Genomic DNA, 25,044 nt, shown 5'->3' on the forward strand with positions numbered 1-25,044 from the left:
CGATCTCTTTGTTTATACATACGATTTCTCAAGCAGGCCGCCAAGATAACGGGCAAGCTCAAGCATGCCGTAAATGCCGGCCGCAGCCTCGGCATCCGAGTTGTAATTCGTGTTTGTGTTAACGTCGTAAGTGAAAAGATTCCCTTCCGCATCCTGGATCGCTTCGATTCCTGCAACCTGAACGTTGTTCTCCTTTAAAAATGCCTCATAATGATCGACAATTTCCGGACGATAATTTTCCAGAATTTCAAACTTTGCTTTCGGTGCTTCCGCTTGTTGATCTGTCGGGCAGTAAAGGTCTTCGATTGTGCAGGCATCAGCCGGACATAACTCAAATCCTTCTGATGTATCCACTTTCACCCCGTAGACAAACTTCCCACCGACAAATTCATGGCGGACGATGTAAGGTTCGGGAGCCTTGATATACTGTTGAATCAGCGTTATTCCATCGACCGGTTCCTCAAAGGACGGGCCGTCGATATATTCTCTCAGAGCTTCAGTCGAATGAAACAATTGAACCCCCTGACCTTTTCCGGCACGGTTATGCTTTGTGATGAAAGAGGATTGATCAAGCTTGCGGGCCGCTTCAAGAATGTTGTATCTGCCCACGGCTGTGATGGTTTTCGGTGTTTGAATACCTGCCTGATTCAAGGCCATGTACTGATTCACTTTACTTACCTCAAGACGAAGCGCGCGGCTGCCATTGATTACCGTCCGGCCGTGGCGCTCCAGCCAAGCAAGGACAGCCTCTGTATATTCCGGTGCAAAACGGTGATTTCTCGTATGAGACGATGCGCTGATCCTGTTATAAAAAATGCCTTCCGGAGGCTCGCTTGTCAGATCAAGCGTCCCTTGATCCAGATGCCATAACTCGTAGGGAAGATCCAATTCTTCCAGCCGTTCCGTCAAGTGGCCGGTCCATTCGTCGTTTTCATGAAGTACATAGATTTTACTCATGCCAGGACTCCTTTCATTTCGATACTTTCTTTATTTTATCATAAAATCCCGATAAAGTTACTAGGATATGATCCATCCACCGCCCTTTTTATCAACCCTTCAAAGGCACAGCATCCCTGGACGAAAAAACACCCTCCACGATGGAAGGTGTTGAGGTCAGCTTGCTTTCGTTGTAAGGACACGCTGCTGTTTCTGCAATTTGTGTTTGATCACCTGCCACACGAACCATGTGAAGACGGCTGTCCAGATGACGGCGCCTAATATCATGGATGTGGAGTAAGCAAGGCCGAATCCTTCCGGCGCATAAAAGATGTAGGTACTGACCACCGCAGTCATAAACAGCGCGGGCACACTGCAGATCCAGTGGAACTTCGCCTGCTTCATCAAATACATGGCTCCCGTCCAAAGCATGACGGTGGCCACTACCTGGTTCGACCAGCCGACATAACGCCAAAGGAAACTGTAGTCCATCTGTGTGAGCATGAAGGTTGGGATAGCGACAGGTACAGCAAGGAGAATCGTCGCCCATTTCCCATTCCATTCTTTATTCGTAAACCCTTTGAGCAGATCCACCAGCATCATTCGGGACGACCGAAGCGCTGTATCCCCTGTCGTAATGGGGAGGATGATGACACCCAGAACGGCAAGAATACCACCGAGAGTCCCGAGCGTAGATGTACTGATTTCGTTGACCACGCCGGCCGGACCGCCTGCGTCAAGCGCCGTTTGAAGCTCTCCTGTGCCCCCGAAAAAGGCCATTCCAGCTGCGGCCCAGATCAAGGCAATGATACCCTCGGCAATCATTGCGCCATAAAATACTTTTCTTCCTTCGCTTTCTTTTTTCAACGTCCGGGCAAGGATCGGGCTTTGAGTACTATGAAACCCTGAAATGGCACCACAGGAAACGGTAACCATCAGCAGCGGCCAGACGGGAAGTTCCTGAGGATGGAGGTTCTCCACAGTCAGGTTTGGAACCGGGTGATCAAAGAAGAACAATCCAATTCCGATACTGACGGCCATAAAGATAAGAATCGCCCCGAAAACCGGGTACACTTTTCCGATAATTTTATTGATAGGAAGAACAGTCGCCACCAGAAAGTAAGCAAAAATAAGCAGGATACATGTAAAGAAACCAAGCGGTGTAACCTCTGCCATCAGCTGAGCCGGCCCTGCAGTAAATGCAGCGGCAACCAGCACCATCAAACCAATCGATAGAATATTAATGACGACACGGGCTGGGTTTCCAAGATATTTCCCTACAAGGCCGGGGAACTGCTCGCCTTTATGCCGAAGAGACATCATTCCAGAGAAGTAATCGTGGACCGCTCCTCCGAAAATTGATCCAATGACAATCCATATAAATGCAACGGGCCCGTACAGAGCACCCATAACAGCACCAAAAATCGGTCCAAGCCCAGCGATATTGAGAAGCTGGATCAAACTCGCTTTCCACCAGCTCATAGGCATGTAGTCAAATCCGTCATTTTGTTCATAGGCCGGTGTCGTCTTTTCGTCATTGATGACAAAAATGCGTTCGACCACCTTTCCATAAACCAAATAACCGAGAATAAGTAAAACAACAGATGCGATAAATGTGACCATCGCTGAGCCTCCTTCCAAATGAGAATATAAAAAGTATTCTAGCCGCTTCTTTGTCGAATAACAACCCATTATCTGAATATTTATTTTTTTATTCTTTTTTTTCTTGAAGTAAAGCGTTTGCACCTTAAAAGTACATAAAAAAGAGCCTTCTGCTCGATGCAGAAGGCTCTTTTTTATGTATGAAACCTGCCACCCTGAAGGAATGGTTAAGTTTCCCGCAGTCGTAATGATCGCAGGGCGGCATTACTGATAATTTAACACAACACGCCGAAAGCATCAAACCATGCATCCCTTCCTCTGTAAAAAAGGTTCACTGGTTTGAGCAGTGATAGCTGTCCTCATTTCCGAAACGATTCAAAAGGTCGTCCAGATCCTGGGAAATGCGCAGCAGCTCCGGATCCTCCGGGTTCTTATTATATATGTCATACATGTGTTTTCTTAATTCCTCAATCTGCTTTTCAAGTCTTTCTTTATAAGGCATGCCCTCAACTCCTTCCTCAATCATTTTCCCCGTTTCCTGAAGCCTAAACCGAAAAAAAACGGGAGACGTTCCTTTTAAAGAACGAAGGCCGCGGGTTAACCGCCGGCGGATAACGCTATGTCCAAAGAAAAAAACGTGGTAAACTTTAGCCACATACATAAAAGGAGGCAGAACCATGTTCCAAACGATTTCCACCACCCAGGCACCCGGTGCCATCGGACCTTACTCCCAGGCGGTTGACCTTGGCAGCCTTGTTTTTCTTTCCGGCCAGATCCCTCTGGATCCTGCTACGATGGAATTTGTATCCGATGACGTCACTGAACAGACCCATCAGGTTATGAAAAACTTGAAAGCTGTTCTGAAGGAAGCCGGTCTCGACTTTTCCCATGTAGCTAAAATGAATATCTACCTTGCTTCCATGGATGACTTTGCCGCTGTGAACGACGTATATGCCGGCTATTTGAAAGAACCTTATCCAGCACGCGCCGCCGTTGAGGTCAGCAGACTGCCTAAAGGAGCCAGAGTAGAAATCGAAGCCGTAGCTGTTCGAAAATAGCCAAAAACAGAGCCCTTACCGGCTCTGTTTTTTTAGTCTTCATCCTTAATATCAGGATCTTCCGGAATCGGGCTGTTCAAATACTCCTGAATCAATTCCCTGTAGTGTTCCATCTGCTCCAAATGCTTGGAGAATTGATGTTTATTGATCAGCCACTGCTCCCCATCATGGACCGTTTTAATTTTATTATGATGAATCAGATACTCGATATAGTCATCAGGAAGCTCCAGGTATGCAGCAGTTTCCTTTACAGTCATATACATAAGGACGCCCCCCTTTCTCTCCCCTATTTTAACATGATTTCCACCACGAGCCGGTTTCTTTTTGTCTCACATCGGGAAATACTTCTTTAAGCAATCATAAGTTAAAGAAGGAGTGAACAAAGAGAGATGGCTTCTACATTTACATCCTCAAGCAATTCAGATGCTCAACAAACCAAGGAGGATATAAAACCATGGGTCCGCCGGCTGGCCCGGTTCGGTTTTATGGCCAAGGGAACGGTATACATGCTGATCGGCCTCCTCACTTTCATGGCAGTGATCGGTGTCGGGGGCGGAAAAACGACCGGAACATCCGGTATGTTCCGTACCGTGGCTCAAGTAGCTTTTGGTGAAATCCTGTTATGGGGTGTGGCCATCGGCCTGCTCGGCTACATTATCTGGCGGCTGATCGAAGCCGTTCTTGACCCGGCAAATAAAGGCAGTGACGCAAAAGGGATCATTACCCGGATTGGGTATGTCGTAGCTGCTGTCATTTATGGTGGTATTGCCTACAATGCAGTGAAAATCGCTATGAATGCAGGCTCAAGCGGCGGAAGTACGGAAAAAACCATGTCCGCGCAATTGTTATCCCAGCCTTTCGGTCAATGGCTCGTCGGAGCTGTCGGGCTCATTACGATCGGGTATGCCGTCTATGAATTTTACCAAGGATCCACAGGACGGTTTATGAAATCTTTCAATCATGGTGATATGGATAAACATCACCGAAAAGTAGCTGAAACGAGTGGACGCTTCGGTTTATCTGCCCGTGGCGTTGTGCTTGGTTTAATTGGGTTCTTCTTCATCAGGACCGCTTTGACGTCCAACCCTGATCAGGCTAAAGGCATGGACGGTGCTCTTTCTGAAATATCTCAGCAGCCCTTTGGGCAGGTCCTTCTCGGTATTGCTGGATTGGGATTGATGCTGTACGGCATTTATCAAATCGTCCGCGGGCGTTACACACGCATGAACTTCGGCGCAAAATGATTGCTGCAGACTTGATGTATGACGTTCGTGGTTGTGCTATACTAAGCCTACGAATGACATCAGGAGGACGTTATGCTTACATTTGAAGAAAAAGTTGCAATTATTGAAGAGTTTTCGGAATTAGACCGGAAAGATGTCTCGCTTGGACGAGTGAATTTCCACTATGAGGATAGCCTTTATGATAAGAAAATCATCGTATACCGCCTTCATCCAAATGGCAACGGCTTTGTCTATGCCGGTGAAATCGAAGGCGCAGACACGGATGAGCGCGGCATGATCAATATTAAAGACTACAGCGCCGATGCTTTGAGACATTTAATCAAAGAGGCGGTTGACTCGCTTTCCTTATCCCCGGCTGAAAAAAATCCGGTTATGGAAGAATGGCTGAACGATCGCGATCAGGCTTTGATTTTATTAAGAGAAGAAGACGGCTACAACGTCTATGCTGATGAAACATTGGAAGGCGCGTTCAACTCCTATCAGGAGGCAGCGTCTTTCCTTGAGCAGGAAGGATTCAGCCGTCTTTAAAAAAGAGCCCCTCGGGCTCTTTTTTTTTGGTTCCACCGACCCACCCAGCCTGCATAAGCTGTAATAAAGGAGGTCTGCGTCATGCAGCATTACTTCAGGCGGCAGGCAGAAACGGCAGTTGTTACAGCTTTTGCTCACGGAGACGTCAACGGAGACTCCATCACCGACTTTGTGTACTTGACCGGGTACCAGTCTTCCGACAGTCCGTACGTAACCGGCATTACGCTCATTATCCAGGACGGGCGTACCCAGCAGTTTTACAGTATTCCCCTCATTACAAACACTGGATATCAACCACGGCTGTTCTTAGGTGATTTCACGGGGGATGGCACCGATAATATTTTAATCAGTATGGACTCAGGCGGAAGCGGCGGTTTTGGTTATTACTATGTCTATGCATTCTTAAACAATCAGCCTTCTCTTCTATTTAATTATGAGACCTTCGATTCTTTATTTACGTATTCCGTCACTTACCAGAATGATTATAAAGTGGACGTGACGAATGAGACACTCGCCCTGTCTTTTATCATTGACCTGAGTAACCGCGGTGAGGACTATCTTTCTGAAATCTATGCTGATGACGGGACACTGCTCATCCCGATCGAAGGATCAGTATCCGGACTCAATCAGTTATATCCCATCGACTTCAACGGTGATGGTGTATATGAATTATTCGCATTCCAACGCGTCATCGGACGGTATAATGCCGATGGCCTCGGCCTCATCCAAACGCCCCTTTCCTGGAACGGGCAGCAGTTCATCCCTTTTTCCAATCAACAGTACCTCGCCGTTTCCGGACAATCATCCGAGTAAATAAATAAGTGTAGAATCAAATGCTCCGACTGGGAAATTTTAAGTTATAGAACGGTGAAATAGGGTATAGGTACAATAATGCTTATCGGAAGGAGACCAAAGATGGACAGTTTAAACCAAAGACTCGCGCAATACTTTGAAGATAACCAGACGAAACTTGTCAGTGAACTGCTTCCCGCAACATTGGACCAATTAGAAATCGACTATACCGATCAGGAATTGACTTATCACTTCGATATGCTGTCCCTGCTTCTTGATCGTGTGGCGAGAAGTCTTCTGCAGCATCCAGAGGAAACCAACGCAGCCGAAATCGGTTATGATACGAATAATTACCTCTACTCCCGTGGGGTGCTTCTCAAACAGACCGTAGATGTCCTCTGCGTTTTCCGCCTCTCCTTGATGAAGCACATGAGAAAATCAGACATGATCAAGGAAGCGAAGGTGGAAGAGGGCTTTCTCGTTACGGAAGAAGTCGTGACTGCCTTTGATGCAGCGATTCGTGCAACCACAGATAACTATAATAAATTGAAAGAACAAGAACATGAGAAAATCGAGAAGGACTTAAATGAAGTATCAACTCCAGTGGTGCTCATTGATGAATTTCAGGCTGTCCTGCCCCTGGTAGGAGAATTCTCACCGGACCGTTTTGAAGTCGTTAAAGATCATACCCTTCATAAAGTGAAAGAATACGGCCTGCGTCTATTGTTCATTGATTTCTCCGGCATTGCCACGTTTGATGATGTATTCATTCATGACTTATTCAATCTAACGAAAACCATCAAACTGCTCGGTACGAGGACCGTCCTGACAGGCATCCGGACAGAAATGGCTATGGCTGCTATCGATTCAGAAATCAGCTTCAAAGAGCTGGAAACCTACAATGATTTGAAACAGGCACTGCTGTCCGTCAATCAAGACGGCTAACAAACTTCATTTGAACAGGAGAATGCATTGACCTATCCCCACTTTTCTACATAACCAATGGTCAATCCCAATAAAAAAAGCATCAAGCCAGGGCTTGATGCTTTTTCAAATGCTTTACTTTTGATTTGCATGAGAACGTGGAAACCTGAACAGAATCGCAAGAATTCCTGATAACGCCAGGAGAATGGGATAAAAGGCAAACGGTACAATGCTGACGGGTGATATACTCGCTACACTGGCGGCAGATAAGATCTGCGCCCCATACGGAATCAGCCCCTGCACCGAGCTTGAGAAGATATCAAGCATACTCGCCGATCGTTTAGGGTCAATCCCGAATCGTGAAGAGATTTGTTTAGCAAGCGGACCTGCCGTAATAATAGAAATGGTATTGTTCGCTGTCGACACGTTCACAGCGGCAACAAGACCGGCGATGCTGAATTCACCGCCACGGCTGGAGCGGGCACGACTGCTGATTTTTTCTAATAGGAAATCGATTCCACCATTTCTGCGGATCAGCTCCACCAGACCTCCAAGAAGGATAACAAGCAGAGAAAGCTCCTGCATCCCGGCAAAACCATCTCCAATGAGAGTGATGAGTTCCATTCCTGAGAAATCCCCCATCAGAAGTCCAATCAGCCCGGCAGAGATCACGCCTCCCATTAAGACGAAGATGACATTAATCCCCATCACAGCAAACACGAGCACTCCAAGATAAGGAAGAACTTTGATGATTTCAAAACTTTGATCTCCCTGCGCGCTCCCCGATGCACCAGCGGTCAATACGCCATATATAACAGCTGTTACAATGGCTGCCGGAAGGACGATGAGAAAGTTGGCGCGGAATTTGTCCTTCATCTTCGTTCCCTGGGTACGGACAGCCGCAATGGTCGTATCAGAGATAATCGATAAGTTATCCCCAAACATCGCCCCACTAATGAGCGCTCCCAGAGTTAATGGAAGGGCCGATCCTGTCTGATCTGCAATACCGACTCCGATCGGCGCCAGCGCGACAATCGTTCCTACAGATGTCCCCATGGAAATGGAGATAAAACACGCAATAAGAAACAGGCCGACAATAAGCAGCTGTCCCGGCAGAACGGCCAGCCCGAGGTTAACTGTCGAATCTACCGCTCCCATCCCTTCAGCGACAGTGGAAAAGGCTCCGGCAAGCAGAAAAATGACGACCATCAGAATGATATTGGAATGCCCGCCTCCCTCCGTAAACTGCTGCAGCTTTGTCTGGAAATCCGTTTTTCTATTCATAAACAGAGCTGTTAAAATCGCTGCAAATATAGCGACCAGCACCGGCATTTGGTAGAAATCTCCGGTCCATATCCCAGAACCGATAAAAAGGACAATAAAGACGAGAAAAGGAATTAAGGCCAAGCCATTTCCCTTGATATTATTTTCTTTTTCCATACATGCTCCTTCTTTCTTCAAGATTAGAATCCTTTCATACTCTACCCTAATTCCCGCGTGGATATCAAGCATGAGAAACATTCCATTCATCACAGCGCCGACTTTTTTTAACGTTGAAGGATAAAAGTCGTAAAGGCCCCCTGAAAATGACAAAAAGAGCCGAAACCTATGAATGTAATGACCTCCCCTATTGAAATAAAATGAAAGGCGCCGCTGAATATCAGCGGCGCCTCTTTTTTATGAACAGCGTGTTTAGAAGAAGAAGAGATGAGCGATCAACGCGGCCACAGGCAGCGTGATTACGGTCCGCTGCAGGAAAATGATGAACAGTTCAAAGAAGTTGATCGGAATTTTAGATTTGATTAACAGAATGCCTATTTCCGACATGTAAATCAACTGCGTAAGAGACATGACTCCGATTATGAAACGGGTCAGCTCTGATTCAATCCCGCTCCCCACAACAGCCGGAAGAAACATGTCAGCAAACCCGACGATCATCGCAGGAGCTGCGGCTGATGCTTCCGGAATCTGGAGCAGCTGCAGCAGAGGCAGAAATGGGTACGATAAATACGTGAAGACGGGCGTGAATTCTGCAGCTACCAGCGCAACCGTTCCAAGAGCCATAACCAACGGAATCAATCCAAGCCAGATATCCAGTACATTATAAACCCCTTTTTTCACAACCGTTCCAGCACTTTTCACTTGATCGGCTTTTTCCACCGCTTTTTCCAATCCCCATCTGAATGAAGAGACTCCCTCCGGAACGACTTCATCAATCTGTTTGCCGACCGGTCCGTAATACGTTTCTTTTTTTCTCGACAGTGGAGGAATACGCGGGCAAATGACCGCAGCTACAATCCCGCAGACGACGACTGTAAAGTAGAAGGCAACGAACCGGTGATCGATATTCAGGAACTTGGCGATCACTAAACTGAAGGCAATGGAAGCAATGGAAAAGTTCGTAGCCACCACGGATGCTTCACGTTTAGAATAATAGCCTCCCTCATACTGCTGGGTCGTCAATAAAACCCCGACCGTCCCGCTCCCCATCCAGGAAGCCATTGCATCGACCGAAGACCGCCCCGGAAGCTTGAACAGGGGATGCATGACCTTCCGCACCACGGTACCGATAAAGTCCATCAGTCCGAATTCCAAAAGCAGCGGCATAAACAAGCTGGCGAACAAAAACCAGACCATCAATACAGGGATCAGATCGTTCAATACGACACCGCCGGTCAAATCCGACTGAATCACCGCCGGGCCCGTCTGGGTGAGAGTCAGAACCGCAAAAACAGCCCCAAAGAAACGGAAAGCCATCCAAAGCGGCCCTACATCAAATAATTGAAACAGGAAGGCCTCCGGTTTTCTCTTTTCCACGGGAACGAATTTCACGATGAACGTTCCGAGTGTCGAGAAGACGATGACCCCTGTCATAAAAGCTGGAATATAAGCAGCCATGGCCCCTTGAAGTCCATCCGCTAGAATTCCGAGCCCGATCGTTACTCTGCCATTGATAGAAATAGGTACGAGAAATAGTAGAATTCCGATGATAGAAGGAAGGATGAATTTCATCCACTGCTTCGTTGTATAAGCAGATGCTCCTGCTGTCTCTTTCATTTTTTCCTGTTGTAGTTCCATTCTTCTTCCTCCTCCGACATTTTTATAAGTATGAGTGCATAAATAAACATTTCTGATATTAAGTAACTATACAATCTATCGAATAAAAATTCAACAGGCTGTTCCGGTAATCCCTGAAACTTCCTTCTTTTTTTCAGAGAACAGCATAAAGAAAGGCCCGGAAGTCATTCTTCCGGGCCTTTCTCTTTATTTAGAATAATAGATTTGATAGGTTTGATAACTGTGTTTCAAAATGACTTTCAGCACTGTATACGTGGGTACAGCTATGATCATACCCACCACTCCGTACAAAGGAGCAGCGACGACAAGCAGCAGAATGACGGTGAGGGGATGAATATTCAGCTTCTCTCCAAAAACATAAGGTGCCACCAGATTCCCCTCCAGCTGCTGCACGACAACAAATATAATGACGACGTAAAACGCCATGGACGGCTCCTGCATGAGAGCCACACCGATCGCAGGCACAGCACCGATGACAGGACCTACAAAGGGAACGATGCAGGCAAACGCTGTAAAGAGTCCGAGAATAAGTGCAAAATCAAGACCGATGATCACGTATCCGATATAGGTAAGCACCCCATCGATTGCTGCCACGGTCACCTGTCCGACAATATAGGACGAAACGGTTTTATCTACATCCCGCAGCAGCTTTTCTCCCCGCGGTTTCAACTTCCCGGGAAGTCCCTTTTTTAAGAAAGGAAGAAGGCGGTCCCCATCCTTCAGTAAAAAGAATAAGACGAAAGGGACAATCACCAGAACCGAAGCGGCTCCGGCAACGGTTGTGAAGATATCGGACATATGGCTGCCGATCTGCTGGGTCAGTCCACCAAAATACTCCGTCACCCTTTGCTGGATATTCGCTGTGGAGACCATGCCCATATCATTCTTTTCCAAAGTGTCCGAGGCTTCTTCCGCAGTCTTTTTCACCTTGTCAGGAAGCTGGGATATATTGTTGATCTGTTTTTGAATGGTTGCATACAAAGCCCAGCCGGCCGCCGTTAACGCACCGCCAATCACAGCAAATACAAGGAGAATCGCCGCCGGTTTAGGAAGATAACGCGTCCTGCTTAAAACCTCCACAACAGGCCGGAGTATGTAAAAAAGAAAACCGGCGATTAAAATCGGATAAAAAAGCGTACCGAAAATGGTCTTTACTGGATAGAGAAACTCCAGCTTTTCAAGAAAATAAATGAGAATCAGGAAAAGTACAGCTCCTGTCACATATTTAAAATATGGATGCTTGACCCACATAAGTATCACATTCCTTTTTTTCTTGTCCTATTCACCTTTTCCCCCTGTGATAAACAGGGATTATTATACTCTTATAAAAAAAAGCAAGACATACGGGTGCCTGCAGCATTTCATGAATCCAGCAGTTACGACAGACATCTTCCCCGCCGACTTTATCCATTTTAACGGAAGAAGCAGATAAAAGATTCATGAAGGCGACACGGATAATGGAACATCTTCTCACACTCCGAAAAAAATATGTTAGATTTTCTAACATAAAGAGTGACAATTAAGACAATTCCCATTAGACTGATTATAACTTAAACAAAAAATGGAATCCGAACGGGAGTGATGTATAATGTCCAACCACTTGCGAGCGGCCGTTGACCAAATGAAAGAATACTATATTCAAAAGTTGATTGAAGCCGGCATCTATCAGGCTGCTGATGAAATACTCTACACCCTCACCTTGACTGAACTGGAAACGCTTGTATCACGATTGAACCGTCCTTAGCCGCCAAGGAGGAGAATGTATGTCGTATAAACATAAAAAAGTTATTTCCATCGGGACGGTCAATGAACTGACCGGGCTTTCCCTGAGACAAATCCGTTATTATGAAGAACGAGGACTTATTTATCCGGAGCGTACCAAACGCGGAACGCGCAAATATTCATTTTCCGATGTAGAAATACTTCTACAGATTGCAGATAAACGCGAGGAAGGTGTGCAGACCTATGAAATCAGGAAGGATCTGCAGAAAACGAAAAAGGGCAAAGTGATGGAACGAATGCTGCGCGGTCAATTAAATGCGCACTTCAAGATGAACAAATAACACGGCAGGCAGTCCCGGCCCCCCCCAGGTCCCGGGGCTTTTTTTCTGCACAAAAAAACCGCCCTCCTTTTATGGGCGGCTTTCCATATCAAAATATAATGGATAATGAAGGCTGCAGCGTTCATTGAACCTGTGGCTGCAGGAAGGACAGCTGGATGTATTCATATATGCTTGAATGGTCATCTCATATCCGCAGTTTCCACAGAGAACCGCCCGCTTATTCCATTGTTCCCGGGGCCACCGGGACGGCTTGTGACCGGCATGTTCTTCATGGCAGGACCAGCAGGCATAGTACGTTCCACAGCAGTGGAATTTTAAAGCGATGATATCGATATCGCTGTGGTAATGGACGCAGCGTGTCTGAGCGTCCACTTGAGTTCCTTTAACATCATGCATCGTATCCTCTCCCTCCCTTTATTTTATCACATGAAGAAATCAGATCAGGCCTCTTTATAAAAAGGATAAAGCACGAACAGAACAAGGAGAAGAAAGCCTACACTCAACACCCCATACCATTGAAAATTCTCCCATAAAGTACCCACGGCCGTACTTCCGATGGCCACTCCGAGATAGTAGCTGATCAAATAAAACCCTGACGCTCCGCTCCGGTGGTGGGTCGCTGTTTTGCTGACAAGCGCGGAAGCCATGGAGTGAGCCACAAAAAACCCCATACACAAAAGCGACAGTCCGATCAGGATGCTCCAACCTTCTCTTACAGCAGTAAGAACTGTCCCTATCAGGAAAATCACGACACCACAGAACATAACCTTCTTCAACCCGGCCTGATCCGAGATCCTGCCTGCAGCTGGAGGGGCCAGCACACCGAAAAGATAGGCGAAGTACGTGAAGGCAATCCACTTCAAAGGCCAGTGGAACGGGTCGCCCTCAAGATAAAAGGGCAGATACGTCCAAACCGCCGTAAAAACAATCTGCATCAAGATGCCAAGAAGAAACAACACAAGCAGCGGGACACTTTTTAAATGGATCAGCATGCCCTTTAAATCCACTACAAGATTTTGTTCGGCTTTTTCAAAGAAACGCTCCTTAGGAAAAAGCCAGAGAAACAAGACGGCAGCCAGTACTCCAAAGGCCGAAAACGACCAGAGGGTCATCTGCCAGTCAAATAAGTCGGTCAAGTAACCTCCGATGACACGTCCTCCCATGCCTCCAAGAGCATTACTGGAAATATACAAGGTCATCGCAAGACCGATATGCCTGTACGACACTTCCTCGCCCAGATACCCCATGGCAGCCGCTGGGATACCAGCCAGGAAGAACCCTTGGATAAAACGGAGCGTCACCATCCATTCAAATTCCGGCATGATCGGGATGAGGATTAAACTGAGAGCTGTGAAAAGGAGAGATCCCCGCATCACAAGCGCCCGTCCGTATCGATCCGCAGCAAAACCAAGAACGAACAGACCGAAAACCATAGCCGTAACACAGGCCGACATCAGCAAACTGGATTGTGTGGCTGTAATATCCAGTTCCGATGTAAAAACCGGAAGCAGCGGCTGAAAGACATAAAGGGTTGAAAATATAGACAAGGAAGCGAGCATCAGCGCGATGGTCACGCGCCAGAAACCCGCTTCTGATGGTGTATAGGGTTGATGCTGTGCAGCAGTCGCTTCCATGACATCCACTTCTTTCTATGAGTTAAAACGTTCCGGAAAAGAGGCCAGGTCCAGATCCCATACCATTGGGAGATAGAAATAGATAGCCAGAGTAATGAGGACAACCGCCACGACATTCAGCAGAAATCCTGCTTTTGCCATATCTGGAATACGAAGATATCCTGAACCAAAAACAACAGCGTTGGGCGGTGTAGCAACGGGCAGCATAAACGCACAGCTCGCAGCCATGCCTGCAGCAATCATTAAACTGTACGGATGAACAGAAATCGCACCGGCCAGAGAAGCCATAATCGGAAACATCATCGTTGCCGTTGCTGTGTTGGACGTAATCTCTGTCAAGAAAATCACCATGGCTGTGACAATGACGATAATCACCAGTAGATTGACCCCGTCAAGCACGGTCAGCTGGGTCCCGATCCACTCCGCCAGACCAGTTTCCTGAAATCCGGACGCAATGGCAAGGCCCGCCCCGAACAAAAGGAGAATTCCCCATGGCAGCCCTTTCGCTGTATCCCAGTCAAGCAGATAGTCCCCTTTTCTATTCGACGAAGGAATGAGGAACAACAGCACAGCCGCTGTCATGGCAATCATCGTATCATTGATATTTTCGTTGATTTGAGCGAGAAAAAAGGAACGGGATATCCAGGCAGCCGCTGTAAGCGTAAAAACAGCCATGACGATTTTCTCCTCGGATGACATCGCCCCCAGCTCTTTCCTTTCCTTGTTGATCACCTTGCGTCCGCCCGGCAGCTCTTTGATTTTCATGGGGTAAGCGATCTTTACTAAGTAAAACCACGCCAAAGCGATAAAGATAACCGAAACAGGGACACCAAAGGCCATCCAGCCGGCAAAACTGATCTCAATATTGTACGTCTGCTCCACGATTCCTTTGAAAATCGTATTCGGGGGCGTTCCGATCAGCGTTGCCAGCCCACCGATGGAAGCACTATAAGCGACACCAAGCATGACGGCTTTCCCGAAGTTGAAATTACTGTGATCCACGGTTTCTCCCTGTTTTTTCAGTTGTTCAGAAGCCTGATAGATAACAGCCATACCGATCGGCACCATCATCATCGCTGTGGCAGTGTTGGAAATCCAGGCGGACAACAGACCGGTCGCAACCATAAACCCGAGTACAATCTGTTCTGTACTGGTCCCGACCGCATTAATAATGAACAAAGCTATCCGTTTATGAAGGTTCCATTTCTGCATGGATAATGCAATAAGGAAACCGCCCATAAAAAGAAAAATCGTATTATCGCCATAAGAGGAAGCTGTCGTTCCCCCATCAAGCCCTCCTGTAATCGGGAAAAGGACGAGGGGAAGCAGCGATGTCGCCGGAATGGGTACAGCCTCGGTAATCCACCATGTCGCAATCCAAAGGGTGCTGGCAAGGACTGCCACCGCACTGGCGGACAATCCATCCGCCTCCAGAAATAACAGCGTGAGCACAAACAAAAGCGGCCCGAGTACAAGTCCGATTCTCTGTCTCCTATCAAAAGCTGGTCCAGGTTCTTCCTCGCTCGAGGCCGACGGTGCACCTGCACTTCCTGTGGAACCTGATCCCCCTGAGGCGAATGTCAGCAGCTCCTTCGCTTCTCGATGAAGCACCCACATCCGATTCCATACGTTTTTAAGTAAAGCCGTTTGACTCATGACCTTCCCCTCTCTCCCGCACATTTTTTGTCAAATATGTATGAATATTTACAAATTTTATCACAAGGTACCCTTGAATGTAAAAATAACGCTTACAAAGAAAAGAACTCCTGCCCCCATTAACTACTTCTGAGGCAGGAGCTTCCATTATTTATAAAGGAGGTAATCTTCTCTCAAATCATTGAAGTCTTCCAGGTCTTCTTCCCACTCTTCCTGGATATCTTCCACCGATCTGCCGTTTTCGACCGCTTCACGCACCCAGCCATTTCCAATCAAATAATCAAAGAAGGAAATACCTGAACTGTTCTCTGCACGGAAAGCGAAATCATCCGGATACAGATCATGAATGGTCTTTACGAGGGTCAGACCTGTTTCCACTGCTTTGTATTCATCCCGGTCGGTCACATGAATCTGCACGCCATGAGATAATTCTCCTGCATGCTTGGAAAAGGACGGGGTAAAGGAAGCGGCACGGAACATTACCCCCGGCAGATGATTGGCGTTCATGGCCTCAGCCAGCTCCGTACTGTTTATGAATGGCGCACCGATCAGCTCGAACGGCCGGGTCGTTCCCCGCCCTTCCGATACATTCGTTCCTTCGATCAACGCCGCTCCCGGATACACGTAGGCGGTGTCCACCGTCGGCATATTCGGTGATGGAGCGACAAAGGAAAGGCCTGTATCGTCATAGTCCATCTTGCGCTTCCACCCTTTCATTTCAATCACTTCCAAGTCAGCACCGATGTCATATTCTTCGTTGAAAAGCATCGCCAGCTCCCCGACTGTCATGCCGTGACGAAGCGGGATAGGGTAATTCCCTACAAACGATTGATAATCCATATCCAGCACCGGCCCCTCGACCGTGTCTCCGCTGATCGGGTTGGGACGATCCAGGACAATGAAAGGAATGTCATTTTCCTGTGCCGCTTCCATTGCATAGGCCATCGTATAAATGTACGTATAGAAGCGTGTACCTGCATCCTGGATATCAAACATCAGTACGTCAATATCTTCAAGCATCTCAGGAGTCGGCTTCCGCGTCTCCCCATATAAGCTGTACACCGGGAGACCGGTCTGTTCATCGGTATAGAATTCCACATATTCCCCGGCCTGAGCACTCCCTCTGACTCCATGCTCCGGGCCATAGAGAGCCGTCAAGTCGATATCCTCGTCCTTATGGAGCCGGTCGACAATGCTGTTCAAGTCCTTATCCACACCTGTCGGATTCGTAATCAGGCCGACTTTTTTCCCTTCAATCAGCTCTTTCTTATCATCAAGCAGGACTTCCACCCCAAGCTTCAAGGCTTTTCCATTTTTATAATGTCCTTTATGCTTCCCATTGCTTCCATTGTGATCCGCCGTTACAACAGAAAATGTCGTCCAAGTCATGATCAGCACAAGTGCCGCAGCCAGCCATTTTTTCAAATGAACCTCTCCCCTTTTTTTAAAATTCAGTAACTCATTCCTGTTCCATAGTCATACAGCACACCGTTTTCCCCTGGAATGGTCACCGGAAGTGTTCCTGAAGGATGATTATCCCCGAAAATAGTCGACGCAGTGGCTGAGAAACTCGCATCCCTGAACCCGTACTGAGCGATATAAGCGTCCACTTCCGGATAAGCCATCACATCATAAGGATTTCTGATCCCGACGCCGATGACTGGTCCTTCAGCGATCTCCAGAATTTCCTGCATCCGCTGCATCTGCGGGTGATCCTGTGATCTCGTCCAGACATTATACGTATAGGTGCCCGCAATGACATAATCCGCTTCTTGAAGAGCCGTCCGCTCTTCGGACGTAAAGGCCTCAGAATTGTGATCAATCAACGTGGTCCGGTCATGGATCTTCTTCACAGCCTCTGCTAAGGAGGAGCTGAATGAATCACCGACAACGACGATGTTATCGTCTGTCTCTGCCTGAAGCGGCAGGACTTCCTCGTTCTTCACAAGAGTGATGGATTTCTCTGCGGCTTCCTTTTCCACCTGCCTATGTTCTTCTGAACCGACGACTTCTTCAGCATGCGCTACTTGTTCCTCAAGCGCAGGCGGCTGTTCAGATTTGATGATGCCCCGTTTGATTTTCAGAGTGAGAATCCGCTCTACAGAATTCTCAATGGTTTTCATTTCGATCTCCCCTGTGTCAACAGCCTCATAAATTCCACCCGCCACTTCTTCGAGTCCTACCGGCATAAGGACGATGTCTGTTCCGGCATTAATGGCGCGGATCACCGCATCCACAGGCCCAAAATGTTCCTGAATCGCATTCATATTCAACGCATCTGTAATCACAAGGCCTTCATAGCCCATCTCCTCACGCATCAGACCCGTCAGCACTTTTTCTGACAAAGTGGCCGGCAGAGCGATTTCTTCGCCGTCCTTTTTGGAAACGACTTTCGTATCATCGATTTCCGGGAATGTGACATGAGCCGTCATGACAGCATCAATCCCGGCATCCATCACCTGTTGGAAGGGATACAATTCCACTTCCTTCAACCGTTCCTTGTCATACGGTACTTCCGGGAGGCCGATATGGGAATCGACAGCCGTGTCCCCGTGCCCCGGAAAGTGCTTCGCTGTGGCGGCAACACCTGTTTCCTGAAGGCCTGACATATAAGCCTGTCCCATATCTGCCACAAGCTCGGGATTTCCGCCGAAGGACCTTACCCCGATGACCGGGTTATCCGGGTTGTTATTGACATCCATATCAGGTGCCAGGTTCATATTGATACCAAGAGCAGACAGCTCTTCCCCGATCGCCCGGCCTACATCCTGACTGATGTTTTCCGAACGTGTGGCTCCTAAAGCCATATTCCCCGGGAAATCCGTCCCGGACTGCAGACGGGTCACAATTCCGCCTTCCTGATCAATTGTGACAAGCAGTCCATATTTCTCAGCCGCCGCCTGATAGTCCGCCACAAGCTCTGTCGTCTGAGTGGTTGTTACGACATTCTCCCTGAATAAGATGACTCCGCCAAGATGATACTCCTTTACGAGATCTTCAATTTCAGGAAGCATTTTGGTAACATTCTCCCCGTTCCAATTCCGGAAGTCAGGCATCAGCATCTGACCGACTTTTTCTTTCATCGACATGTTCTCCATCGCATGGTGAACCAGGTCGTATTTCTGCCCTCTATTTTTTTGAATTTGGATTTCCGACTGTTTTTTACCACCTTTAACGTAGACGAAAATCCAATCTTTATCCCGTCCATTCGATACAGCAACCCAGGATCTACCAGGCTCCCCTGTGAAGGTCAGCTGCCCCTTGTCATCCACCTGGACCACCTTCTTATTCGAAGCTGCCCATGACAGCCCCTCTTCAACCTTTTTAAACGATCCATCCCCGTACACATGTAAGGCCGTTAAGTCGAACTGTCCATCTTTCACAGTCACATCCGCCTGTGGAACATTTTCGAGGAGCATGAGTTCCGGTCTCTCCGTTTCCTCTTCTGCCTTTACAGCCCCTTGTCCCGGGGGAAGTGCAAGACCGAGCACCAGCACAAACAAGGCACTCCACTTTCCAATTGTCTTCATCTGCCATTCCTCCTTATCCTTATTTATTTGTAAAAGGGCCACGGGTATCCGGAGCCGCTTCTGCAAAACGTTTAGATCGGAAAAAGACGGTCTATGTACAAACTTTTTGAAAGCGTTTGCAAATTGTAATAAAAGCGTAACGAATTATGATATAGTCGTCTATACCACTTTAGGCCCTGATCAGTCGCAAACTCCTGTTTTTCCCATCCCTTCCTAATGCGTCCAATGAATCATTTTGAAATGTTATGTCAAAAATGATGAAATATTTTGTAAATAAAGTACAAAGGGCACCCCTGGTGTCAGGATGCCTTTTTCTTTACCGGCCGTACATACCGATTTCCTCTAATGCGCGATCCGTCAGCGATGTATCAACAGCTTGATCAAAATCCACATCACCACTTATGGCACCGTTCTCCTTGTACATCGCAAACTGCTTTTGAATATCTTCAACAAACATCCGGCCGTCGGGATCAAGACCCGTGACACCGACCTTCTTCCATATGGCCGGGTCTTTGAGAGCCGTATGTTTCGTCATCATTCCAATCACTTCATCCAATCCCTCCCCGTATAGGAAGGCGTCGTTATAATCACGGATCCCTTTTAAATACGCTGCCATGAACCGGACAGAAACTTCTTCTTCTTTTTCAACGAAGTCCGGTGACCCGAGAACCATAGCAATTTGAGCGTCGGGGGCATAATCGGTCGCATCTTTAAAGCGGACGTGAAGACCCTGCGCCTCGCCTTGGGTGATTAAAGGTTCGATCTGCAAGGCTGCATCGATCGACTTGCTGCCCATTGCTGCCAGCATATTCCCAAAATCGGACATCAGGACGAGCTCGACATCATCCTCTGTCAGACCGGCATGCTCAAGCATTCTTTGAAAAATGTAATCATCGACAGCATTCCTTGAAGAGACCGCAATCCGCTTCCCTTTCAAATCGGCATACTCCTGAATCTCCTTCTGCAGATCTTCGCGGATAACGAAGCTGAAATAAGAATTCCCTTCAAAGTAATGCCCTTTGTCGGCAATGATCTTTACATCAATGCCCTGGGCGATCGCGTTAAAGAAGGACGCTGTCGAGACACCACCGGCGATATCCACTTCTCCGGCGGCAAGAGCCGGAAGCATATCATCACTATTGGCAAAACTTGTAAACCGGATATCAATATTGTAATCTTCAAAATATCCTTTTTCCTTCGCAATGTAAAAGCCGGCCCCGGAAGCCGCACCATCCTCTGCAATGACGACCGTCGTTTTCTTCTCAAGCGGCTCCATATCTCCTGAAGGCGGGGGGCCTTCCCTCTGTTTCTCTTCCTCTACGGCGCCACAGCCGAACAGAAGAAAAAGGAATAATAAAAACGAAAGCAGGTGACAGACTTTTTTCACCATCATATTCCGACTCCTTTCAAATAGGGGAACGCGACTGCTGCACTTCGTTCTGCAGATGGTTCCAGACGCTGACAAAATGAGCGGCCATTTCCGGGTCAGAGCGGATCTGCTCCATCGTCCGTGGTCTTGGTGACTGGATATGGATTTCCTTAATGATCCTTCCCGGCTGCGCACTCATTAAAAGGATCCGGTCACTGAGAAGGAGGGCTTCATCAATGCTGTGGGTAATAAACAAGACCGTCTTTTTGGTTTCAGCCCAGATTGACAGCAGCTCTTCCTGCAGAATGAATTTGTTCTGCTCATCCAAGGCAGCAAAGGGTTCATCCATCAGAAGGATTTCCGGGTCATTGGCAAATGCTCTTGCAATGCTGACTCTCTGCTTCATCCCACCCGACAGTTCACGGGGATACAACTCGGAAAACTTTTCCAAGCCCGTCTTTTTGAGGTAATACGCTGTGCGCTCCTTTGTCACTTCATCAGGCGTGCGTCTCATCTTCAGACCGAAGCTCACATTCCCTTCCACTGTCAGCCATGGAATAACCCCCCGTTCCTGAAAAACCATGGACTGAAGTGGGCGCCCGTCTTTCTCCCTTGTGATGGCAAACGAGCCGGCACTCGGCTTTTCCAGCTCTGCCAATATTCGGAGAAGGGTCGTTTTTCCACAGCCGCTCGGACCGAGCAGGCAGATGAATTCACCGTCCTCGATGTTCATCGATATGTTTTCCAGCGCTGTTACTTTCGCATCTTTTTTATAAAATACTTTCGTTAAATCGTTCATGACGATTTTCGTACTCATTGGATCACCTCCATGGAAGAAGCTTCACCTGCAGGCCGCGCAGCAGAACTGAGAATAGGTAACCGAAGAACGAAATCACGATCAGCCCGACATACATCTCCTTCAACAGAAATGCTTTATAGGACGTCCAAATAAGATAACCGATTCCTGAATTTGCTCCCATCATTTCAGCAGCCACAATCGTCAACAGGGCAATCGCCTGCCCCATCTGGATACCTTCGAGCATGACAGGCAGAGACCCCGGGAGGGCGATTTTGAAGAAAAACTGTCTGGACCCCGCCCCGTAATTCTTTGCTACATCCAGATAAATCCGGTCGATGTTCGTCACCCCGGCCACGGTGTTGATGACAACTGGAAAAAAGACACTGCCGGCAATCGTTACAATCTTCGAAACTTCGCCGACCCCAAACATAATAATGATGATCGGCAGCAGCGCAAGCGTAGGGATGGGCATAACAGCCATAATCAACGGAGAGAGAAAATGGCGTGCCGGTGAATACAATCCCATAAATAAACCGATCGCCACCGCCGGGATAACCCCGAGTAAAAATCCTGAAGCAATCCGAAACAGGGAAATTCCAATATGATGAAACAGCTCACCGCTCTGCCCCAGCTCCCAAAATGTGAAGAGAATGGCACTCGGGGGTGGGAAGAAACGGGCATCCATCCATCCCATCCGCGAAAAACATTCCCAGAGCAGAAGCAGGAAAACCGGTGATGACACCGTCAGAGCCTGCTTCAAGCGCTGCTGACGCTGTCTCTGCTTCCATTCCTGCTGTTCCATTTGAACCGGATCATCGCGGATCTCCTTAGCGCGATGTATCATCTTTCACCACCTCAATGGATACTGTATGTGCGAAGGCCCAGATGTGTGAGTTTTCCATTTATCCCCTTGTTAAACGAGGTGCCTCGTTATACAATGGTTTTAGAATAATTTGGAAAAGGTGTGAATCTATGGACCGGGAAATCATGAAAGGCAGCATCGATATTCTCATGTTGAACTTAGTCAACCGCAGAGACATGTATGGCTATGAGATTGTCAAACACCTGAAGGAGCAGAGTGACCAGCTTTACAATATGAGCGAAGGCACCCTCTATCCCGCTCTGAAACGACTGGAACGCAAAGAATGGCTGACGTCTTATTGGTCCGAAACAACCGGAGGACGGAGGAAATACTACCGCATCACCGATGAAGGCCGCACCATCCTGCAGCAGAAGCTTCAGGAATGGAAAAGTGTCAGCGACCTTATTTCTAAGACGTCGGAGGACCTGGCATGAAAAGAATTGAAAAGCATGTCGATCACATATTGAAGGAAATGCAGAGCACGAAAGAAGAACGGGAGGAAATCCGTGAAGAATTGACCTCTCACCTTACGAGCGCCAAACAAAAGTATATCGATGAGGGTGAAAATGAAAAAAGAGCGGAGAAACTGGCCATCAAGGATTTTGGGGATGCCGGCATGATCGGGGGCGGTATCCAGGAAAGTCTGTACCCTTTCCAACGGGGACTGCTTTACTTGATCGGGTCCGGTACCATCCTGCTTGGTATCTTCATTCACCTTACAGCGACGTTCTCGTTCGGGGACCCCTGGCCTGGATGGCTTGCCATCCAGCTGTCACTCGGAATGCTCGTCGTTTTGACTGCCATCAACATAGCCTGAACCGGCCGGCATTATTGGTCCGTCAATGTGATTGTGTTCCTGACAATGTTGTGGAATGCGTTCAACTATATGGTCGTACCCCCGTTTTATCAGCTGCAGGTCATCTTCATGAGCTTTTTCATAACCCTTCTTGTCCTCTTCTGCCTTGTTTTTATCGTACGGAATTCGTATAACGCTACTACGAGTCCTTCTGCTGATAAAAAAGAGCGGACAGTGACAACAATCAGCCACACCGTCAACCTTATCTATGGAGTGATGATCTCCGGGGCCGGTTTGTTCACCACATGGGGAGCGCTTGTTTTCGGCGGCATGAATGCCAGGGTCTTCCTCCCTTTGACAGCTGTAGCAGCCTGGCTGGCTTTCTACAAATATCAAATGAACATGATTGGAAGAAAGCCTGTCACAGCCATTTTTACCGGTCTATTGTTCTGCGCTCTGCTTGCAGGCCTGCCACTTACAATATTGAGTTGGATATAAAGGAGGATCTTTATGATTGATCTGCTTATTACGCTGGCCTGGTCGGTCTTTTTCTTATTCCTTATCATTGCAGGGTCGTTGGTGTGGATGAAAAAAAGAAAGGCTCTGCTTCTAACCACACAAGCCTTGACCGGGTACGGAGCTTTCATCCTTCTGGTTGGTTTACTGTTTCATTTAATCATAGGCATTTACGGAGTGATCTTCCTTCTATCCGGAGCCGTTTCGCACGTTTTATCGAAAGACTATGCTAAAGGAAGGTGAAGCTGTTGTCGCTGGTAAAGAAGAACATCCTGTTCATTAGCAGTATGGCCGTGTTGTTCGGCTTGTTGTACTGGACCGGGACATTCGCTGATTCTTCCGGCGGTCCGACCGGTCTTGGAGAAGCCCCTGATCTTTCCCATGATGATGAATCCATCGTCTTCACCTACCATCAGGACGGACACGGGAGTCTGTATACCGTTTCTTCCAGCGGTGGTGAAGCCGAGCGGTTGACGGAACCGGAGAAGGGAAAAGACGATACGCGTCCCGTTTTCGCTTCAGACGGGAAAGTCGCCTTTATCCGTCAATGGGAAGGCGATGTCCACCACCATCAACAGTTGATGCTGTGGGAGGAAGGGAAAACCACTCCTCTGCTTGATGAGGAAACGTACGTATCAGATATGAGTTTCTCTCCGGACGGCACCCGGTTATACCTTTTGAAAAATGAAGAATATAAGGACGTCTATGATGATGGCCGCACCCAGCCGACGGAATTCGATGTCTATAAACTGGCCATCGAATCCGGAGAAATGGAAGAGGTCACCGACTTGAATTCGGTCTCCATCAATTCTCTGCAGGTCATCAGCGAAGAGGAGCTGCTTTATAAACTGGATTATGAAAAACATGCCATCGAGCGCCTTCAATTCGCATCGGGAGAAACGACGACGATGTGGCCGGAATCCCTGTCCTATTCGAAAGCCCAGGAACCCGTCGTCAGCGGTCCGCGCTTATCCCCTGATGGGAACACGGTCGCCTTTTCCGATGTGGCCTCCACAAATGAAAAAGGCACCTTCGAATATGAAATCTTCACGATGACTCCCAATGGGGAAAACATCAAGCAGATTACAAAAAGCTCCGTTCAGGCAGGGCATCCCCTGTTTTTCCGTTCGTCTGACCAGATTCTCTACACGATCGACCGGAACTTCGCAGGACGCGAACCCCAACGGGAATACTGGACCGTCGACACAGATGGAACAGACCGAAGACAGCTGAACATCACCATTCCATCTTCCGAGCAATAAAAAAAGCCCCGGAACCAGGGATCTATTAATCAGAAATGCCGATTACCAGGTGAAACCAACTCTATTCAAAATAGATGTACACCAAGCAGCCTACGAATGTCACGAGGAGCGTTCGGTTGTGGCGCCTGCGGGAACAGCGCGAGCCGAAGATCCACTTGGGCAGGTAGTTTTCCTGTCCAAGTCAGCTGAGGCCGTGCCCGCGGCAAGCATCCACCGATAAGTGGAACGTGACATCACTAAATGACGAGACAAAAAGAAGTCCAGCCTTCTATTTTACAGAACGCCGGACTTCTTTATACTACGAAACAAAGACTTGGATTTCACAGTCGAAATACAGTCAAAGAGGATACCAGCCAAAAACAGGGATCCTTCAAACTTGAAAGTTCAAGGTTGAG

General features: G+C 47.8%; 27 protein-coding genes. 12 read left to right on the forward strand and 15 right to left on the reverse strand.

Annotation, left to right across the window (positions count from 1 at the left end; genetic code table 11):
- Positions 1-12: 12 nt before the first annotated feature.
- The 3 genes from ACXADP_RS17080 to ACXADP_RS17090 form a co-directional block, all read right to left on the reverse strand.
- On the reverse strand, positions 13-957 hold the full coding sequence (locus ACXADP_RS17080) for an ATP-grasp domain-containing protein (RefSeq protein WP_474971985.1): 945 nt from the start codon (positions 955-957) through the stop codon (positions 13-15).
- 156 nt (positions 958-1,113) lie between these two features.
- Positions 1,114-2,559 carry a carbon starvation CstA family protein gene (locus ACXADP_RS17085; protein WP_474971986.1) on the reverse strand — a complete coding sequence of 482 codons (1,446 nt, stop codon included), beginning with the start codon at positions 2,557-2,559 and terminating at the stop codon, positions 1,114-1,116.
- Positions 2,560-2,869: 310 nt separating this feature from the next.
- The gene (locus tag ACXADP_RS17090; protein ID WP_474967516.1) at positions 2,870-3,040 is read right to left on the reverse strand and encodes a Spo0E family sporulation regulatory protein-aspartic acid phosphatase; all 171 of its coding nucleotides are present in this window, start codon (positions 3,038-3,040) and stop codon (positions 2,870-2,872) included.
- A 175-nt stretch (positions 3,041-3,215) separates the two neighbouring features.
- Here ACXADP_RS17090 and ACXADP_RS17095 point away from each other — a divergent pair, with 175 nt between their 5' ends.
- On the forward strand, positions 3,216-3,596 hold the full coding sequence (locus tag ACXADP_RS17095) for a RidA family protein (RefSeq protein ID WP_474967515.1): 381 nt from the start codon (positions 3,216-3,218) through the stop codon (positions 3,594-3,596).
- Between the two features lie 32 nt (positions 3,597-3,628).
- Here ACXADP_RS17095 and ACXADP_RS17100 read toward each other — a convergent pair whose 3' ends face one another.
- Complete coding sequence (locus ACXADP_RS17100) at positions 3,629-3,859, reverse strand: excisionase family DNA-binding protein (RefSeq protein ID WP_474967514.1); 231 nt, start codon at positions 3,857-3,859, stop codon at positions 3,629-3,631.
- 126 nt (positions 3,860-3,985) lie between these two features.
- Here ACXADP_RS17100 and ACXADP_RS17105 point away from each other — a divergent pair, with 126 nt between their 5' ends.
- The 4 genes from ACXADP_RS17105 (at position 3,986) to ACXADP_RS17120 (ending at position 7,105) form a co-directional block, all read left to right on the forward strand.
- Positions 3,986-4,840, forward strand: coding sequence for a DUF1206 domain-containing protein (locus ACXADP_RS17105; protein WP_474971987.1), 855 nt, complete (start codon positions 3,986-3,988; stop codon positions 4,838-4,840).
- 72 nt (positions 4,841-4,912) lie between these two features.
- On the forward strand, positions 4,913-5,368 hold the full coding sequence (locus ACXADP_RS17110) for a hypothetical protein (protein WP_474967512.1): 456 nt from the start codon (positions 4,913-4,915) through the stop codon (positions 5,366-5,368).
- Positions 5,369-5,449: 81 nt separating this feature from the next.
- On the forward strand, positions 5,450-6,181 hold the full coding sequence (locus tag ACXADP_RS17115; RefSeq protein ID WP_474967511.1) for a VCBS repeat-containing protein: 732 nt from the start codon (positions 5,450-5,452) through the stop codon (positions 6,179-6,181).
- A gap of 102 nt (positions 6,182-6,283) precedes the next feature.
- Entirely contained in the window at positions 6,284-7,105 is an 822-nt protein-coding gene (locus ACXADP_RS17120) for an STAS domain-containing protein (protein WP_474967510.1), read from the forward strand.
- A 114-nt stretch (positions 7,106-7,219) separates the two neighbouring features.
- Here ACXADP_RS17120 and ACXADP_RS17125 read toward each other — a convergent pair whose 3' ends face one another.
- From ACXADP_RS17125 to ACXADP_RS17135, 3 genes are all read right to left on the reverse strand, one after another.
- Positions 7,220-8,524, reverse strand: coding sequence for a Na+/H+ antiporter NhaC family protein (locus ACXADP_RS17125; RefSeq protein ID WP_474971988.1), 1,305 nt, complete (start codon positions 8,522-8,524; stop codon positions 7,220-7,222).
- A gap of 252 nt (positions 8,525-8,776) precedes the next feature.
- Positions 8,777-10,162, reverse strand: a complete 1,386-nt coding sequence (locus ACXADP_RS17130) for a YjiH family protein (protein WP_474967508.1) — start codon at positions 10,160-10,162, stop codon at positions 8,777-8,779.
- 186 nt (positions 10,163-10,348) lie between these two features.
- A complete protein-coding gene (locus ACXADP_RS17135; protein ID WP_474971989.1) occupies positions 10,349-11,413 on the reverse strand; it encodes an AI-2E family transporter in 1,065 nt (354 codons plus the stop codon).
- A gap of 337 nt (positions 11,414-11,750) precedes the next feature.
- Between ACXADP_RS17135 and fbpA the strand changes: the two genes are divergently transcribed.
- Complete coding sequence (fbpA, locus tag ACXADP_RS17140; RefSeq protein ID WP_474967506.1) at positions 11,751-11,906, forward strand: Fur-regulated basic protein FbpA; 156 nt, start codon at positions 11,751-11,753, stop codon at positions 11,904-11,906.
- Positions 11,907-11,925: 19 nt separating this feature from the next.
- On the forward strand, positions 11,926-12,225 hold the full coding sequence (locus tag ACXADP_RS17145; RefSeq protein WP_027956249.1) for a MerR family transcriptional regulator: 300 nt from the start codon (positions 11,926-11,928) through the stop codon (positions 12,223-12,225).
- 69 nt (positions 12,226-12,294) lie between these two features.
- Here the strand turns inward: ACXADP_RS17145 and ACXADP_RS17150 are convergent, their stop codons facing one another.
- From ACXADP_RS17150 to ACXADP_RS17185, 8 genes are all read right to left on the reverse strand, one after another.
- On the reverse strand, positions 12,295-12,621 hold the full coding sequence (locus tag ACXADP_RS17150; protein ID WP_474967505.1) for a CHY zinc finger protein: 327 nt from the start codon (positions 12,619-12,621) through the stop codon (positions 12,295-12,297).
- 44 nt (positions 12,622-12,665) lie between these two features.
- Entirely contained in the window at positions 12,666-13,859 is a 1,194-nt protein-coding gene (locus ACXADP_RS17155; RefSeq protein WP_474967504.1) for an MFS transporter, read from the reverse strand.
- A gap of 15 nt (positions 13,860-13,874) precedes the next feature.
- Positions 13,875-15,515, reverse strand: coding sequence for an SLC13 family permease (locus ACXADP_RS17160; RefSeq protein WP_474971990.1), 1,641 nt, complete (start codon positions 15,513-15,515; stop codon positions 13,875-13,877).
- Between the two features lie 147 nt (positions 15,516-15,662).
- Entirely contained in the window at positions 15,663-16,940 is a 1,278-nt protein-coding gene (locus ACXADP_RS17165) for an exo-beta-N-acetylmuramidase NamZ family protein (RefSeq protein WP_474967502.1), read from the reverse strand.
- Between the two features lie 26 nt (positions 16,941-16,966).
- The gene (locus ACXADP_RS17170; RefSeq protein WP_474971991.1) at positions 16,967-19,045 is read right to left on the reverse strand and encodes a glycoside hydrolase family 3 protein; all 2,079 of its coding nucleotides are present in this window, start codon (positions 19,043-19,045) and stop codon (positions 16,967-16,969) included.
- A 316-nt stretch (positions 19,046-19,361) separates the two neighbouring features.
- A complete protein-coding gene (locus ACXADP_RS17175) occupies positions 19,362-20,435 on the reverse strand; it encodes an ABC transporter substrate-binding protein (protein ID WP_474972326.1) in 1,074 nt (357 codons plus the stop codon).
- Between the two features lie 16 nt (positions 20,436-20,451).
- The gene (locus ACXADP_RS17180; protein WP_474967500.1) at positions 20,452-21,231 is read right to left on the reverse strand and encodes an ABC transporter ATP-binding protein; all 780 of its coding nucleotides are present in this window, start codon (positions 21,229-21,231) and stop codon (positions 20,452-20,454) included.
- A gap of 4 nt (positions 21,232-21,235) precedes the next feature.
- Complete coding sequence (locus ACXADP_RS17185; RefSeq protein WP_474971992.1) at positions 21,236-22,057, reverse strand: ABC transporter permease; 822 nt, start codon at positions 22,055-22,057, stop codon at positions 21,236-21,238.
- A gap of 128 nt (positions 22,058-22,185) precedes the next feature.
- On the opposite strand from ACXADP_RS17185, the gene ACXADP_RS17190 reads away from it, so the two are divergent.
- The 5 genes from ACXADP_RS17190 to ACXADP_RS17210 are packed head-to-tail and all read left to right on the forward strand — an operon-like array spanning position 22,186 to position 24,649.
- Positions 22,186-22,509: a PadR family transcriptional regulator gene (locus ACXADP_RS17190; protein ID WP_474967498.1), complete on the forward strand. Its 324-nt coding sequence runs from the start codon at positions 22,186-22,188 to the stop codon at positions 22,507-22,509.
- Positions 22,506-22,892 (forward strand): permease prefix domain 1-containing protein, encoded by a 387-nt coding sequence (locus tag ACXADP_RS17195; protein WP_474971993.1) that lies wholly within the window; start codon positions 22,506-22,508, stop codon positions 22,890-22,892. Before ACXADP_RS17190 ends, ACXADP_RS17195 begins: the two co-directional genes overlap by 4 nt.
- A 45-nt stretch (positions 22,893-22,937) precedes the next feature.
- Positions 22,938-23,369: a hypothetical protein gene (locus ACXADP_RS17200; RefSeq protein ID WP_474971994.1), complete on the forward strand. Its 432-nt coding sequence runs from the start codon at positions 22,938-22,940 to the stop codon at positions 23,367-23,369.
- A gap of 12 nt (positions 23,370-23,381) precedes the next feature.
- The gene (locus tag ACXADP_RS17205; RefSeq protein WP_474967496.1) at positions 23,382-23,630 is read left to right on the forward strand and encodes a hypothetical protein; all 249 of its coding nucleotides are present in this window, start codon (positions 23,382-23,384) and stop codon (positions 23,628-23,630) included.
- A 5-nt stretch (positions 23,631-23,635) separates the two neighbouring features.
- A complete protein-coding gene (locus ACXADP_RS17210; protein ID WP_474971995.1) occupies positions 23,636-24,649 on the forward strand; it encodes a hypothetical protein in 1,014 nt (337 codons plus the stop codon).
- Positions 24,650-25,044 lie beyond the last annotated feature (395 nt).

It is taken from the genome of Halobacillus sp. AWH4_228 (assembly GCF_056158365.1).